The organism is Rhodopseudomonas sp. WA056 (assembly GCF_010906995.1).
GTDB lineage: Bacteria > Pseudomonadota > Alphaproteobacteria > Rhizobiales > Xanthobacteraceae > Rhodopseudomonas > Rhodopseudomonas palustris_G.
Genome location: NZ_QPFS01000030.1, coordinates 1 through 15,080, shown reverse-complemented (window position 1 = coordinate 15,080; position 15,080 = coordinate 1). Strand labels below are relative to the sequence as shown.

The 15,080-nt window shown below is 64.4% G+C and carries 11 protein-coding genes and 1 pseudogene; 8 read left to right on the top strand and 4 right to left on the bottom strand.

What is annotated here, in order from left to right; all coding sequences use genetic code 11:
• Window positions 1–9: 9 nt before the first annotated feature.
• The 4 genes and pseudogenes from pimC to DU475_RS08540 all read right to left on the bottom strand — a co-directional run.
• Window positions 10–1,161, bottom strand: a pseudogene (gene pimC / locus DU475_RS08555) (pimeloyl-CoA dehydrogenase large subunit); the annotation flags it as partial.
• Window positions 1,162–1,323: 162 nt separating this feature from the next.
• Window positions 1,324–2,511, bottom strand: coding sequence for an acetyl-CoA C-acyltransferase (locus DU475_RS08550; RefSeq protein WP_164631715.1), 1,188 nt, complete (start codon window positions 2,509–2,511; stop codon window positions 1,324–1,326).
• Between the two features lie 31 nt (window positions 2,512–2,542).
• Entirely contained in the window at window positions 2,543–4,201 is a 1,659-nt protein-coding gene (gene pimA, locus DU475_RS08545; protein ID WP_013501401.1) for a dicarboxylate--CoA ligase PimA, read from the bottom strand.
• Between the two features lie 166 nt (window positions 4,202–4,367).
• Window positions 4,368–6,467, bottom strand: coding sequence for a 3-hydroxyacyl-CoA dehydrogenase NAD-binding domain-containing protein (locus tag DU475_RS08540; protein ID WP_164631713.1), 2,100 nt, complete (start codon window positions 6,465–6,467; stop codon window positions 4,368–4,370).
• 131 nt (window positions 6,468–6,598) lie between these two features.
• Here DU475_RS08540 and DU475_RS08535 point away from each other — a divergent pair, with 131 nt between their 5' ends.
• From DU475_RS08535 to DU475_RS08500, 8 genes are all read left to right on the top strand, one after another.
• Window positions 6,599–7,465, top strand: a complete 867-nt coding sequence (locus DU475_RS08535) for an IclR family transcriptional regulator (RefSeq protein ID WP_164631712.1) — start codon at window positions 6,599–6,601, stop codon at window positions 7,463–7,465.
• Window positions 7,466–7,495: 30 nt separating this feature from the next.
• Complete coding sequence (locus tag DU475_RS08530) at window positions 7,496–8,296, top strand: ABC transporter ATP-binding protein (RefSeq protein WP_013501398.1); 801 nt, start codon at window positions 7,496–7,498, stop codon at window positions 8,294–8,296.
• The gene (locus DU475_RS08525; RefSeq protein ID WP_013501397.1) at window positions 8,293–9,006 is read left to right on the top strand and encodes an ABC transporter ATP-binding protein; all 714 of its coding nucleotides are present in this window, start codon (window positions 8,293–8,295) and stop codon (window positions 9,004–9,006) included. Before DU475_RS08530 ends, DU475_RS08525 begins: the two co-directional genes overlap by 4 nt.
• A gap of 11 nt (window positions 9,007–9,017) precedes the next feature.
• Window positions 9,018–9,896 carry a branched-chain amino acid ABC transporter permease gene (locus DU475_RS08520; RefSeq protein WP_013501396.1) on the top strand — a complete coding sequence of 293 codons (879 nt, stop codon included), beginning with the start codon at window positions 9,018–9,020 and terminating at the stop codon, window positions 9,894–9,896.
• A 2-nt stretch (window positions 9,897–9,898) separates the two neighbouring features.
• Entirely contained in the window at window positions 9,899–10,918 is a 1,020-nt protein-coding gene (locus tag DU475_RS08515; protein ID WP_142883198.1) for a branched-chain amino acid ABC transporter permease, read from the top strand.
• 236 nt (window positions 10,919–11,154) lie between these two features.
• Complete coding sequence (locus DU475_RS08510; protein WP_164631738.1) at window positions 11,155–12,378, top strand: ABC transporter substrate-binding protein; 1,224 nt, start codon at window positions 11,155–11,157, stop codon at window positions 12,376–12,378.
• A gap of 181 nt (window positions 12,379–12,559) precedes the next feature.
• On the top strand, window positions 12,560–13,795 hold the full coding sequence (locus DU475_RS08505; protein WP_013501393.1) for an ABC transporter substrate-binding protein: 1,236 nt from the start codon (window positions 12,560–12,562) through the stop codon (window positions 13,793–13,795).
• A 349-nt stretch (window positions 13,796–14,144) separates the two neighbouring features.
• Window positions 14,145–15,080 (top strand): ABC transporter substrate-binding protein (locus DU475_RS08500; protein ID WP_164631710.1); only part of this gene is annotated, 936 nt, incomplete at its 3' end.

Genomic DNA, 15,080 nt, shown 5'->3' with positions numbered 1-15,080 from the left:
CGGGGAGAGGATCTCGTTGGAGCCGCCGTAGATCGAGACCTTGCGGTTGTTGAAGTAGCCGGGGGCGATCTGGGCGGTCCAATCCATCGTCTCGTTCGAGTCGTCGTCGCCGTGGACGTCGTAGGGCGCGGCGAATGGGCCGATCACTTCCATCAGCAGCTCGGTTGTCGCCTGCTGGATCTCGGAGCCCTTGATCTTCAGCACCGACGAAGCCGGGTTCGGCTTGCCCTTGCCGTGCTTGCCTTCATCGGCGACGACGCGGAGCTGGGTGAGCTCGAGCGCCTTCAGCTCGATCTCCACCGCGGAGAGCCGGTCGCGGAACTTGGGATCCTCGATCACCGGCTTGCCGCCGGACTCAACCTGGGCGGCGAGCTGCTTGATGCGGCGGATTCGCTCCTTCGACATGCCGACGCGGGCGATGCCGGTGCGCTCGTTGCCTAGCAGGAACTTGGCGTAGTCCCAGCCCTTGTTCTCCTGGCCGACCAGATTCTCCAGCGGCACCTCGACGTCGTCGAAGAACACTTCGTTGACTTCGTGGCTGCCGTCGATGGTCTGGATCGGACGGACGGTGATGCCCTTGGTCTTCATGTCGACCAGGATGAAGGAGATGCCTTCCTGCTTCTTGGCGGCCGGATCGGTGCGGCACAGGCAGAAGATCCAGTCGGCGTGCTGCGCCAGCGTGGTCCAGGTCTTCTGGCCGTTGATAATCCACTTGTCGCCCTTCTTCTCGGCCTTGGTCTTGAGCGACGCGAGGTCGGAGCCCGAGCCCGGCTCGGAGAAGCCCTGGCACCACCAGTCGTCGACATTGGCGATCCGCGGCAGGAAGCGCTTCTTCTGCTCCTCGCTGCCGAAGGTGTAGATCACTGGGCCGACCATCGAGACGCCGAAGGCGAGCGGCTGCGGCGCGGGCGCGGCCTGCAGCTCCTCATTGAAGATGTAGTGCTGCACGCTGCTCCAGCCGGTGCCGCCGTATTCCTTCGGCCAGTGCGTCACCGCCCAGCCCTTCTTGTTGAGGATGCGGTACCACTCAACCATTTCTTCCTTGGTGTTGTGGCGGCCTTCGATCAGTTTCTGCCGCGTCTTGGCCGGCACGTTGTCCTTGAAGAACTGCCGCACCTCGTCGCGGAACGCGATCTCTTCCTTGCTGAAATTCAGATCCATCGGATCCTCCTTGGGTCGAATTCGTCTACGAAACTATCATTCGTCATTCCGGGGCGCGCGAAGCGCGAACCCGGAATCTCGAGCTGTTGAGTGGTGCCGCAGCAACATCGGGATTCCGGGTTCGCGAGCTGCGCTCCCGCCCCGGAATGAATCCCGTGAGGCTTACTGCACGATCTCGAACAGGCCGGCGGAGCCCATGCCGCCGCCGACGCACATCGTGACCACTGCATACTTCACCTTGCGGCGGCGGCCTTCAATCAGCGCGTGGCCGGCGAGGCGCGCGCCCGACATGCCGTAGGGATGGCCGACCGAGATCGCGCCACCGTTGACGTTCAGCTTCTCCGGATCGATGCCGAGCTTGTCGCGGCAATACAACACCTGCACTGCGAAGGCTTCGTTCAGCTCCCACAGGCCGATGTCGTCGACGCTGAGCCCGTGACGTTTCAGCAGGCGCGGCACCGCGAAGACCGGGCCGATGCCCATCTCGTCCGGCTCGCAGCCGTAGGAGACCATGCCGCGGAAGATGCCGAGCGGCTTGAGGCCCTTCGCAGCCGCGGTCTTGTCGCTCATGATCACCGTGGCCGAGGCGCCGTCGGAGAGCTGGCTGGCGTTGCCGGCCGTGATGGTGAAGCCTTCGCCGCGCACGGCCTTCAGGCCGGCGAGGCCTTCGGCGGAGGTATCCGGCCGCGGACCTTCGTCCTGGGACAGGGTGATGTCCTTGAACGACACCGCTCCGGTGGCCTTGTCGACCACGCCCATCTTGGTCGAGATCGGCGCGATTTCGTCGTTGAACTTGCCGCCCTGCTGCGCCGCCGCGGTGCGGCGCTGGCTTTCCAGCGAATACTCGTCCTGGCGCTCGCGCGAGATGCCGTAACGCTTCGCCACGGTTTCGGCGGTGTCGAGCATCGCCATGTAGACGTCACCCTTCATCGCTTCGAGCGCCGGATCGACGGCGTGGAAGCTGTTCATCTTGTCGTTCTGCACCAGCGAGATCGACTCGCCGCCGCCGCCGACCGCGATCTCGACGCCGTCGAAGATCACCGAACGGGCGGCGAGCGCGATCGCCTGCAGGCCGGAGGCGCACTGGCGGTCGATGGTGGTACCGGCGGTGGTCACCGGCAGGCCGGCGCGCAGCAGCGCCTTGCGGGCGATGTTGCCGCCGGTGGCGCCCTGCTGCAGCGCCGCACCCATCACCACATCCTCGACCTCCTTCGGGTCGATGCCGGCGCGCTTCACCGCGTGCTCGATGGCGTGGCCGAGCAGCGTGGCGCCCTCGGTTGCGTTGAGAGCGCCGCGATACGCCTTGCCGATCGGCGTGCGCGCGGTTGAAACGATAACGGCCTCGTTCATATGCAGGCTCCTGCGGGGTTGCTGTTACGAATTACTTGGTCTGTGTCTTGGTGGTGGTCTGCTGGCTGCGCAGTTCATGGCGGGACAGTTTGCCCACCGTGGTGCGCGGCAGTTCGTCGAGAAACTCCACGGCGGTCGGCAGCTCATGCTTGCCGAGCTTGCCGGTGAGGAAGGCACGAAGCTCGTCGATGCTGAACGGCTGCGCCCCGTCGCGCAGCTTGACGAAGGCTTTCGCAGCCTCGCCGCGGTAATCGTCCGGTATGCCGATCACGATCACCTCCTGCACCGCCGGGTGTTCGTAGATCGCCTGCTCGATCATCTGCGGATAGACGTTGAAGCCGCCGGAGATGATCATGTCCTTCTTGCGATCGACCAGGAAGAAATAGCCATCCTGGTCCATGTAACCGATGTCGCCCGTGAGAAACCAGTCGCCGACGAAACTGTGGGCGGCCTCTTCAGGGCGATTCCAATAACCCTTGGTGACGTTCGGCCCGCGCACCCGGATCTCGCCGACCTCGCCGGGTTTCAGCACCTTCGAGGTGTCGTCGAGCGCCACGACGTCGAGTTCGATCCCCGGCAGCATCAGCCCGATCGACCCCGGCTTGTCCGGACCTTCCGGCGGATGGCCGGTGCCGGGCGAACAGGTCTCGGTCATGCCCCAGCCGCTCTTGAGCGACAGCCCGGTCTTGCGCTGGAACAGCCGCGCGACTTCGACCGGCAGCGGCGCACCGCCGGAGCCGGCAGTGACGAGCGACGACAGATCGCGCTTCTCCAGCGACGGATCGTTGGCGAGCGCGATCCACATCGTCGGCACGCCGGGGAACGAGGTGGCGCGCTTCTCCTCGATGTCGCGGAAGATCGAGGCGACGTCGAAGCGCTGATGCAGCGAGATCAGATCGCCCTGGCGCAGGCAGCGAAACAGGATCACGGTGAGCGCGTAGATGTGGAACAGCGGCAGCACGCAGATCACGCGCTCGATCACGCCCTCGCGCCGGCTCGGCGCCCACCAGATGCTGAAGATCGCTTCGGCCGCGGTGAGATTGCCGTGGGTCAGCATCGCACCCTTGGGCAGGCCGGTGGTGCCGCCGGTGTATTGCAGCAGCGCGATGTCGTCGGGCGTGACGGTCGGCCACGCCATCGGCTTCAGGGCGTCCTTGACGAAGTCGGCGTAGGTGGTGACCCGCGGATCGTCCGGCAGTGGAGCCAGCGGCGTGCCGGACTCGCCCCACGCCGCATCGGCGCAAACGATCAGGCGATCGAGCAGCCCCTTCTCCAGGAACTTCTGCGCCATCGGCAGCAGCGCCGCGGAATTGGTGGTGATCAGCACCCGTGCGCCGGAATCGGTGAGCTTGTGCGACAGCGCCCGCTCGCCGTCGAGCGGAGACAGATGCACCACGCGGGCGCCGGCCTTCAGCGCGCCGAAGAAATTGATCGGATGGTCCGGCGTGTTGCCGAGAAACAGCGCGACCGAGGAGTTGCGGTCGTAGCCGGCGGCGAGCAGCGCGGACGCGGCGGTCTCGGCCATCGCTTCGAGCTTGGTGTAGGTGATCTGCCGGTCGCGGAATTCCAGCGCCGGGCGCGAGCCATAGTCCTTCGCCGCCTGCGCCAGCAGATCGACCAGCGTGCCGCGCAGAATCGGCACGTCCCAGCGGATTCCAGGGGGATAGAACTGTTCGCCGGGTTTGGACATGCCACCAACCATTGCTGAATGAACTAAGGATTGTTCCGAAGCGAGGCGAGCGTACCTCCCCTCCCCCTTGCGGGGAGGGGTAGGGGGTGGGGGGTCCACGACGACAGCCTATCCCTCGTGTCGCCCTCACCCCGGCCCTCTCCCGCAAGCGGGAGAGGGAGAACGATCACGCCGCAGCCTTGGACGGCTGGCCGATCGACGCGAAGGTCTTGCCTTCGTCGGCGAGCTTCTTCAGCAGCGGGGCCGGCTCCAGCGACGGATCGTTGGTGGCCTTGGCGTAAGCCGACAGCCGCTCGGCGATATGCTTGAGGCCGACCGAGTCGGCGTAGTGCATCGGGCCGCCGCGATAGATCGGCCAGCCGTAGCCGTACAGCCAGACCACGTCGATGTCGCTCGGACGCGCAGCGATCTTCTCTTCGAGAATGCGGGCGCCCTCGTTGATCATCGGGTAAACCATCCGCTCGAGGATCTCCTCGTCGGTGATGTCGCGTCGCTTGAGGCCGAGCTTGGCCAGCGTGTCGTTGATCAGCGTCTCGACTTCCGGATCGGGCATCGGGGCGCGCGAACCGGCTTCGTACTTGTAGTAGCCCTTGCCGGTCTTCTGGCCGAAGCGGCCGGCTTCGCACAGCGCGTCCGCGATCTCCGACTTGATGCCGCGGTCCTTGCGCGACCGCCAGCCGATGTCGAGGCCGGCGAGATCGCCCATCGCAAACGGGCCCATCGGCATGCCGAACTTGGTGACGACGGCATCGACCTGCTGCGGCAGCGCGCCTTCGAACAGCAGCTTCTCGGACTGCTTGGAGCGGGCCGCCAACATGCGATTGCCGACGAAGCCGTCGCAGACGCCGACCACGACCGGCACCTTGGCGATCTTCTTGGCGATCGACACCGCGGTGAGCAACGCGTCCGGCGCGGTCTTGGCGCCGCGCACGATCTCGCACAGCTTCATCACGTTGGCCGGCGAGAAGAAGTGCATGCCGAGCACGTCCTGCGGACGCTTGGTGACCGCGGCGATGTCGTCGATCGACAGATACGAGGTATTCGACGCCAGCACCGCGCCCGGCTTGGCGTGGGCGTCGATCGCGGTGAACACTTCCTTCTTCACCGCCATGGTTTCGAACACCGCCTCGATGATCAGGTCGGCATCCTTGACGTTCTCGAGGCCGACCACCCCGGTGATCAGCGCCATGCGCTTGGCCGGCGCGTCCGGCGGCAGGCCGCCGCGTGCTGCGGTGGCTTCCCAGTTCTTCTGCATGATGCCGAGGCCGCGCTTGAGCTGCTCCTCGCCGGTCTCGATCAGCGTCACCGGAATGCCGGCATTGGCGAACGACATCGCGATGCCGCCGCCCATCGTGCCGGCGCCGATGATCGCCACGCGCGACACCGGGCGCGGCTTGGTGCCGTCCGGCACGCCGTCGACCTTGGCGGCTTCACGCTCGGCGAAGAACGCGTAGCGCTGCGCCTTCGACTGATCGGACACGACGAGCTTCATGAAGCCCTCGCGCTCCTTCTTCAGCCCCTCTTCGAACGGCAGATCGATCGCGGCGCCGATCGCGTCGGCGCAGGCGAACGGCGCTTCGAGGCCGCGCGCCTTCTTGGTCATCGCCGCAACCGCATTGGTGAAGATCGAGCGATCGGCCTTGGCAGCAGCGAGCTTGGAATCATCGTCGCGCAGCCGGCGGGTCGGGCGCTTCTCGGCCACCACCTTCTTGGCGAACGCGACCGCGCCCGCGACCAGATTCTCGACGATCTCTTCGACCAGACCATGCTTGAGCGCTTCAGCAGCGCCGATCGGGCTGCCGCCGACGATCATCTGCACGGCGAGCTCAGGACCGACCGCGCGCGGCAGGCGCTGGGTGCCGCCGGCACCAGGCAACAGGCCGAGCTTGACCTCGGGAAGACCGAGCTTGGCCTCCTTCACGGCGACGCGGAAATGGCAGCCGAGCGCGACTTCGAGACCGCCGCCGAGCGCGGTGCCGTGGATCGCCGCAATCGTCGGCTTCGGCGAATTCTCCAGCGCGGCGATGACGTCGTTGAGCGCCGGCGGCTGCGGCGGCTTGCCGAATTCGGTGATGTCGGCGCCGGCGATGAAGGTGCGGCCCGCGCACACCAGCACGATCGCCTGCACGGCGGGATCGGCAACGGCGGCGTTGACGTTTTCCAGAATGCCGCGGCGAACAGCCGCACTGAGCGCATTGACCGGCGGACTGTCGACCGTGACGATCGCGACCTGATCCTGCGTTGCGCGTGTGACGACTTCGCTCATGCCGTTCTCCTTGGGTTTGCGTTTCTTGGTTGATTTCGCACTGCGAAAATTAATTCCACATCTTGACATCGAGGGTTATTTTGAAGAGCGTCGATTGTCAACGACGTCCATAAATCAAAAGCCGTGCAGGGATGAAACGTCCAGCCAAGAAAACCGCCACCGACCGCAGTTTCGTCGTCGCTCTGGCGCGCGGACTGGAGGTGCTGCGCGCGTTCGGCCCTAACGACGGATTGCTCGGCAATCAGGAACTGGCGGCGCGCACCAAATTGCCCAAGCCGACGATCTCGCGGCTGACCTACACGCTGACCAAACTCGGCTATCTCACGCAGGTGCCCCGGTTCGATAAGTATCAACTCGCACCGGCCGCGATGTCGCTCGGCTATGCGGCCGTCGCCAATCTCGGGCTACGACATCTGTCGCAGCCGTTCCGCGACGAATTGATGCAGCAGACCGGCGGTGCCGTGGCGGTCGGCGCGCGTGATCGCCTCAGCATGATCTATGTCGGCCAGGCGCGATCGAGCCTCACCGTGGGCGTGCAACTGGACGTCGGTTCGCGGATTCCGATCGCCACCACGGCGATGGGACGCGCGTATTTGTGTGCACTGCCGAATGAAGAACGCGCGATTCTGATGAGGGAAATGCGCGAGCACTACGGCAGCCGGTGGCCGCGCATCAAAGAAGGGATCGAGCGCTCGGAAGAAATGGTGGAAAAGCGCGGCTTTGCGATTTCGGTCGGCGAATGGCAAGACGACGTCCATGCAGCAGGCGTTGCGATGACTTTGAACGACGGCACCGGGACCTACGCGTTCAACTGCGGCGCACCGGCATTCCGTTTCACGGAAGAGCGACTGATCAACGATATTGGACCTCGCCTCGTGGCGATGGTAAGGAAAATCGAAGCGGCGCTCGGGGGAGTAGCTGCGCCGCAACCAAGAAAATCCGATAACAAAAGAACAAAAGGAGGGAAAGTTGCGCGTGTCGTCGAGGGGATCAGGTAGCAGGTCGCTACCTCGGCCGGGCCGCTGCAAATGATGCAGGCTCAGGTTTCGTCTTCCGCGTCGCCGCTTCTCGCGGTGCGCGACGTCAGCGTCGTGTTCGGTGGCATCGTCGCCCTGAACGGCATTTCATTCAACATGCACAAGGGACAGATCCTCGGTCTGATCGGCCCGAACGGCGCCGGCAAGACCACGCTGTTCAACTGCCTGTCCCGGCTGTATCAGCCGAGCAAGGGCGACATCCTGCTGGAAGGCGAGAGCATTCTCACCCGCCCGCCGCATCGCATCGCCGAAGTCGGCATCGGCCGCACCTTCCAGAACGTCGCGCTGTTTCCCAACATGTCGGTGATCGACAACGTGCGCGTCGGCGCGCATTGCCGCACCAACAGCGACATCGTTTCGGATTCGCTGCGGATGCCGTGGATCCGCAGCTCCGAGAAGGTGCTCAACAAGCGCGTCGACGACATCCTCGGCTATCTCGAACTGCGCAGCGTCGCCCACACCACCGTGTCGGGCCTGCCGTTCGGCACCCAGAAGCGCGTCGAGCTGGCGCGCGCGCTCGCCGCCGAGCCGAAGATCCTGCTGCTCGACGAACCCGCCGGCGGCCTCAATCATGAGGAAGTCTACATCCTCGGCGACCTGGTCCGCCGCATCCGCGACGATCGCGGCATCACCGTGCTGCTGGTCGAGCACCACATGGGCATGGTGATGTCGACCGCCGACTACGTGGTCGCGCTCAATTTCGGCCGCAAGCTCGCCGAGGGGACGCCGACGCAGGTGCAGAACGACCCGGATGTGATCAAAGCCTATCTGGGGAGCAAGGACGAACAATGACCGCGATGCTCAACGTTCGCGACCTGCGCGCCTATTACGGCCAGGTCCAGGCGCTGCACGGGCTCGAATTCGACCTGCACGAAGGCAGCCTCACCACCCTGCTCGGCGCCAACGGTGCCGGCAAGACCACCACGCTGCGGGCGATCTGCAACATGGTGCGCTCGACCGGCGCGATCGAGTTCGAGGGCAAGGCCATCAACAAGAGCTCGACGGAGTCCATCGTCAAGCTCGGGATCGCCCACGTCCCGCAGGGACGCGGCACCTTCACCACCATGACGGTGGAGGAGAATCTTCAGCTCGGCGCCATCAGCCGCAAGGACACCAAGGCGATCGCCTCGGACATCGAGCGGATGTACGCGCACTTCCCGGTGCTGAAGCAGCGCCACACCCAGCAGGCCGGCACGCTGTCCGGCGGCGAGCAGCAGATGCTCGCGGTCGCCCGCGCGCTGATGCTGCGGCCGCGGCTGATGCTGCTGGACGAACCCTCGTTCGGCCTCGCGCCGCTGATCGTGCGGGATCTGTTCAAGATCCTCGGCAAGATCAACCGCGAGGACAAGGTCACCATCCTGGTGGTCGAACAGAACGCCCAGCTCGCGCTCGAACTCGCCGACAAGGCGTATGTGATCGAGACCGGCCGGATCGTGATGTCCGGCAGTGCGGAGGAGATCGCCAGCAACGAAGACGTCCGCAAATCTTATCTGGGCTACTGAGGAGACCCGCCATGGATCTGTTTCTGAACCAAATCCTGGCTGGCATCGCCACCGGGGCGATCTACGCCTGCATGGCGCTCGCCGTCGTGATGATCTACCAGGCGATCGACCACCTCAACTTCGCCCAGGGCGAAATGGCGATGTTCTCCACCTTCGTCGCCTGGCAGTTGATGCAATGGGGCGTGCCGTATTGGGGCGCGTTCGTGCTGACGCTGGCGTTCTCGTTCGCAGGCGGCATCGTGATCGAGCGCGCGCTGTTCAAGCCGCTCGGCAACGCGCCGGTGCTGACGCACGTCGCCGGCTTCATCGCGCTGTTCGCGATCATCAACTCGGTCGCAGGCCTGACCTGGGACTTCACCATCAAGCAGTTCCCCTCGCCGTTCGGCTCCTCGCCGTTCCTCGGCAGCCAGTTGATCTCGACCCACCAGGCCGGGATGATCGGCGTGACGATCGTGCTGCTGATCCTGCTGTTTCTGTTCTTCCAGTACACCCGGATCGGTCTGGCGATGCGGGCGGCTGCGGCACAGCCGGAATCCGCGCGGCTCGTCGGCGTCAACACTTCGTGGATGATCGCGCTCGGCTGGGGCATGGCGGCCGCGATCGGTTCGATCGCCGGCATGCTGATCGCTCCGGTGGTGTTCCTGGAGCCCAACATGATGGGCGGCGTTCTGATCTACGGCTTCGCGGCTGCGGTGCTCGGCGGCTTGTCCAGCCCGTTCGGCGCGGTGGTCGGCGGCTTCCTGGTCGGCGTGTTCGAGAATCTCGCCGGCACCTACATTCCGGGTGTCGGTAACGAACTCAAGCTGCCGATCGCGCTTGCACTGATCGTCACCGTTCTCGTCGTGAAACCCACTGGCCTGTTCGGCCGCACCATCGTCAAGCGAGTCTGAACATGAGCGCACTGCAGGAAATCGTCAACGATACACAGCCGGTCGAGACCACGCCGAAGAAGTACATGGCGCTCGGCACCACCGCTTCGGTCGTGGTTGTGCTGTTGCTGTGTCTCGCCCCGCTGTTCGCCAAGAACTTCATCATCTTCCAGATGACGATGGTGCTGATCTACGCCATCGCCGTCCTGGCACTCAACATCCTGACCGGCGGTTCCGGCCAGTTCTCGCTGGGCCAGAGCGCGTTTTACGCGGTCGGCGCCTACACTTCGGCCATCCTGATGGAGAACTTCGGCGTCAACTACGCGTTGACGCTGCCGATCTCCGGAGCGATCTGCTTCATCTGCGGCTATCTGTTCGGCCTGCCCGCGCTGCGGCTGTCCGGCATCTATCTGGCGCTCGCGACCTTCGCGCTCGCCACCGCGATGCCGCAGCTCCTGAAGCTGCACTATTTCGAGCATTGGACAGGCGGCGTGCAGGGTCTGGTGATCACCAAGCCCGACGCGCCGTTCGGCCTGCCGATGTCGCAGGATATGTGGCTGTACTACTTCGTGCTGGTGGTCTCGATGGTGATCTATGTCGCCTCGGTCAACCTGCTGAAGTCGCGCTCGGGCCGGGCCATGATGGCGATCCGCGACAACGAAATCGCCGCTTCGGCGATGGGCGTGGACGTGGCGCGCTACAAGACCCTGGCGTTCGGCATCTCTGCCGGCATCACCGGCGTCGCCGGCGGCCTCGGCGCCATCGCGGTGCAGTTCGTCGCGCCGGACAGCTACACCATCCAGCTCGCAATCGCGCTGTTCCTCGGCATGGTGGTCGGCGGCGTCGGCTGGCTGCCCGGTTCGATCGTCGGCGCGGCGTTCATCGTGTTCGTGCCGAACATCGCCGAGGAGTTCTCCAAGGGTCTGTCGGGCGCGGTGTTCGGCGTGATCCTGGTGCTGATCATCTTCCTGCTGCCGCACGGCTCGCGGCAGATCGCCTACACGGTGCAGAATTGGGTGCACAAACTCGGCCGGCGGGCATAACCCGCCCGCACCGCCCACTCCCGGCCCCTCGCGACCCGATCGCGAGGGGCCTTTTCTTTGCCTCTCCTTTGGCCGTTCTCGCCGGCCGCGAGCGTCGGCCCGCCTCTGCGTCGCCGGCGGGGCTGTTGCCCGATCGGAGGGTGTCACGCCGGCCGGCGCGGGCGTATGCAGGGCAGTATCGAGGCGCACGCACGCCGCGCGCCGCCCACGACCCCGATCGAGCGATGTCCCACAATATGCCCTGCCGCTGGCGCCGACGCGCGTTGCTGGCCTTGTCCGCCGCTACCCTCGCCCTCGCCTCACCGGCACTGGCCGGCGGTAGCGCCGCCGGCACCGACAACGCCGTCATTCGAATTGGCAATCTGATGCCGTATTCCGGGCCGGCTTCGGCCTATTCGATCGTCGGCCGGATCGAACAGGCGTATTTCAGGATGATCAACGATCAGGGCGGCATCAACGGCCGCCAGATCGCATTCATCTCCTATGACGACGGCTACAACCCGGCCAAGGCGGTCGAACAGGTCCGCAAGCTGGTCGAGCGCGACGAGGTCCTGCTGGTGTTCAGCGCGATGGGCACACCGTCGAACGCCGCGATCCAGAAATATCTCAACGCCAAACAGGTGCCGCAATTGTTCGCCGCCACAGGCGCCACCCGGTTCGGCGATCCCAAGGCGTTTCCCTGGACGATGGGCTGGCAGCCACCCTACCAGACCGAGGGGCGGGTCTACGCCAAGTACATTCTCGCGACCCGCCCGCAGGGCCGGATCGCGGTGCTGTACCAAAACGACGACCTCGGCCGCGACATGCTCAGAGGCCTCAAGGACGGGCTCGGCGATCGGGCAGCATCGATGATCGCGCTGGAGGAGAGCTACGAAGTCACAGAACCGTCCGCGGACAATCACATTGCCCGGATGAAGGCGTCCGGTGCCGACGTGTTCGTCTCGATCACCACGCCGAAATTCGCCGCCCAGAGTATCCGGGCCGCCGCCACGCTGGACTGGCATCCGCTGTATGTGCAGACCCTGGTGTCGGCCTCGATCGCCGCGGTGCTCCGCCCCGCCGGGCTCGACGCGTCGCAGGGGCTGGTGTCGGCCGCCTACAACAAGGACGCCGCCGATCCGCAATGGCGAGACGACGCAGGCATGAGAAGGTTCCATGCCTTCCTCGACGCCTACGCGCCGGACGTCGACCGCGGCGACAACTCGGTGGTGTACGGCTACGGCGCAGCGCAATGCCTGGTCGAAGTGCTGCGCCGCGCCGGCGACGATCTCAGCCGCGCCAACATCATGAAGCAGGCCGCCCGCCTCGAAGGCTACGCGCCCGACACGCTGCTCCCCGGCATCACCGTCAACACCGCAGCGGACGACTTCCATCCGATCGAGCAACTGCGGATGATGCGGTTTTCCGGCGATCATTGGGAACTTTTCGGTCCGGTGATTGGCGGCGAACTACGCAACTAAGCGGCGCGTCGGCACAGGCTTCGGACATCGACGGCATCGTCGGGGCCGCAGGATAGGGCCACTTGCCGCAGCGCGGCTGCAACCGCCGCCTTTTGGTTGCTGCGCCCGCGAGAAACGTGTTCAATCGGCTCCGGACCTCGAAGTCCACAAGAAGAATCGAAAATCCCAAGGAGCCTTCTTAATGCCCACCTTCCGTTCGCGCGCGCTCGCCGCCTCGGCAGCCGTCGCCGTCAGTTTCGCCGCATTCACCGGCACTGCCCTCGCACAGAAGAAGTACGACACCGGGGCGTCCGACACCGAGATCAAGATCGGCAATATCATCCCCTATTCGGGCCCGGCATCGGCCTACGGCACCATCGGCAAGACCGAGGAAGCCTACTTCCGGATGGTCAACGACAAGGGCGGCATCAACGGCCGCAAGATCAACTTCATCAGCTACGACGACGCCTACTCGCCGCCGAAGGCCGTCGAGCAGGTCCGCAAGCTGGTCGAAAGCGATGAAGTTCTGGCGGTGTTCAATCCGCTCGGCACGCCGTCCAACACCGCTATTCAAAAATATCTCAACGCCAAGAAGGTACCGCAACTATTCGTCGCCACCGGCGCCACCAAGTGGAACGATCCGAAGGGCTTCCCGTGGACGATCGGCTGGCAGCCCTCCTACCAGAGCGAAGCGCAGATCTACGCCAAATACATCATGAAGGAGAAGCCCGACGCCAAGGTGGCGATTCTCTATCAGAACGACGATTTCGGCAAAGACTACCTGAAGGGCACCAAGGACGGGTTCGGCGCCAAGGGCGCGTCGATGATCATCGCCGAGGAAGCCTACGAGATTTCGGCCCCGACGATCGACAGCCATATCGTCAAGCTGCGGTCGCTCAATCCCGACGTGCTGCTGATCTACACCACCCCGAAATTCGGCGCGCAGACCATCCGCAAGACCGCCGAACTCGGCTGGAAGCCGATGCAGATCCTCACCAACGTCTCCGCCTCGGTCGGCAGCGTGATGCAGCCGGCCGGCTTCGACAACGCCCAGGGTGTGCTGTCGGCCAACTACGCCAAGGATCCGACCGATCCGCAATGGGACAACGATCCGAGGTTCAAGAACTGGCACGCCTTCGTCGACAAATACATGCCGGGCGCCAACAAGGCGGACGGCAACCTGGTGTACGGCTACGGCGCCGCTCAGACTCTGCACAAGGTGCTGGAAATGTGCGGCGACAACCTGACCCGCGAAAACCTGATGAAGCAGGCCGCCAGCCTGAAGGACTTCGAGACGGACACGCTGCTGCCCGGCATCAAGATCAACACGTCGGCGACCGATTTCGCTCCGATCAGCCAACTTCAGATGATGCGTTTCAAGGGCGACAAATGGGAACTGTTCGGCGACATCATCTCGGCCGACGCCGCAACGAACTGATCGCGCGGTCGCGGACGGCCTCCGTCCGAACCAGCCCCCCGGCAAGCGATTGCCGGGGGCTTTTGTTTGCCCGGCCGGCGAATCGGCCGGGCGGAGTTCGCGCATCCGCACCACAACCGCCGCGGGCGGTTGCAGCGCATCAAGACCAGACACGACAGCGCCACCGGTAGTTCTACCGGGGTGATTAGTTCGGAATCAGTTACTTCGCACTGCAGCAATTCGATTGCGACTATTCTGTCGCCGGCTGCTGCTTGCTGGCGACGCGGAGAAGGTGTTGAATGTCGACAAAGGGCCGGCAAGAGCCCGCAATCGACACAACAATCATACATCCAAGAAAAGGGAGTTCGAAATGCCATCACTCCGTTCGCACGCGGCTGCGCTATCCGCGGCACTCCTCGTCAGCTTCGCAGCCTCGAGCGGCGCGCTCGCGCAGAAGAAATACGATCCCGGCGTGAGCGATACCGAGATCAAGATCGGCAACATCATGCCCTACAGCGGACCGGCCTCCGCCTACGGCGTGATCGGCCGCACCGAAGCCGCCTATTTCAAGATGATCAACGACAAGGGCGGCATCAACGGGCGCAAGATCAACTTCATCAGCTACGACGACGCCTATTCGCCACCGAAGACGGTGGAGCAGGCCCGCAAACTGGTCGAGAGCGATGAAGTTCTGCTGATCTTCAATTCGCTCGGCACACCGCCGAATTCGGCGATCCACAAATACATGAACAGCAAGAAGGTGCCGCAACTGTTCGTCGCCACCGGCGCGACCAAATGGAACGATCCGAAGAACTTCCCGTGGACGATGGGCTGGCAGCCTAACTACCAGAGCGAAACCCAGATCTACGCCAAGTACATCCTCAAGGAGATGCCGAACGCGAAAATCGCGGTGCTGTATCAGAACGACGACTACGGCAAGGACTATCTGAAGGGCCTCGAGGACGGACTCGGCGCCAAGGGCGCGTCGATGATCGTCATCAAGGAAGCCTACGAGATCTCGACGCCGACGATCGACAGCCACATCGTCAAGCTGAAGTCGATCGGCGCGGACGTCTTCATCAACATCACCACGCCGAAATTCGCCGCCCAGGCGATCAAGAAGATGGGGGAGATCGGCTGGAAGCCGACCCACTTCCTCAACAACGTGTCGGCCTCGGTCGGCAGCGTGATCAAGCCGGCGGGTTATGAAAACGCCCAGGGCGTCATCTCGGCGGCGTATCTGAAGGACGTCTCCGACGAGCAGTGGAAGGACGACGCCGGTATGAAGGAGTTCCTCGCCTTCCGG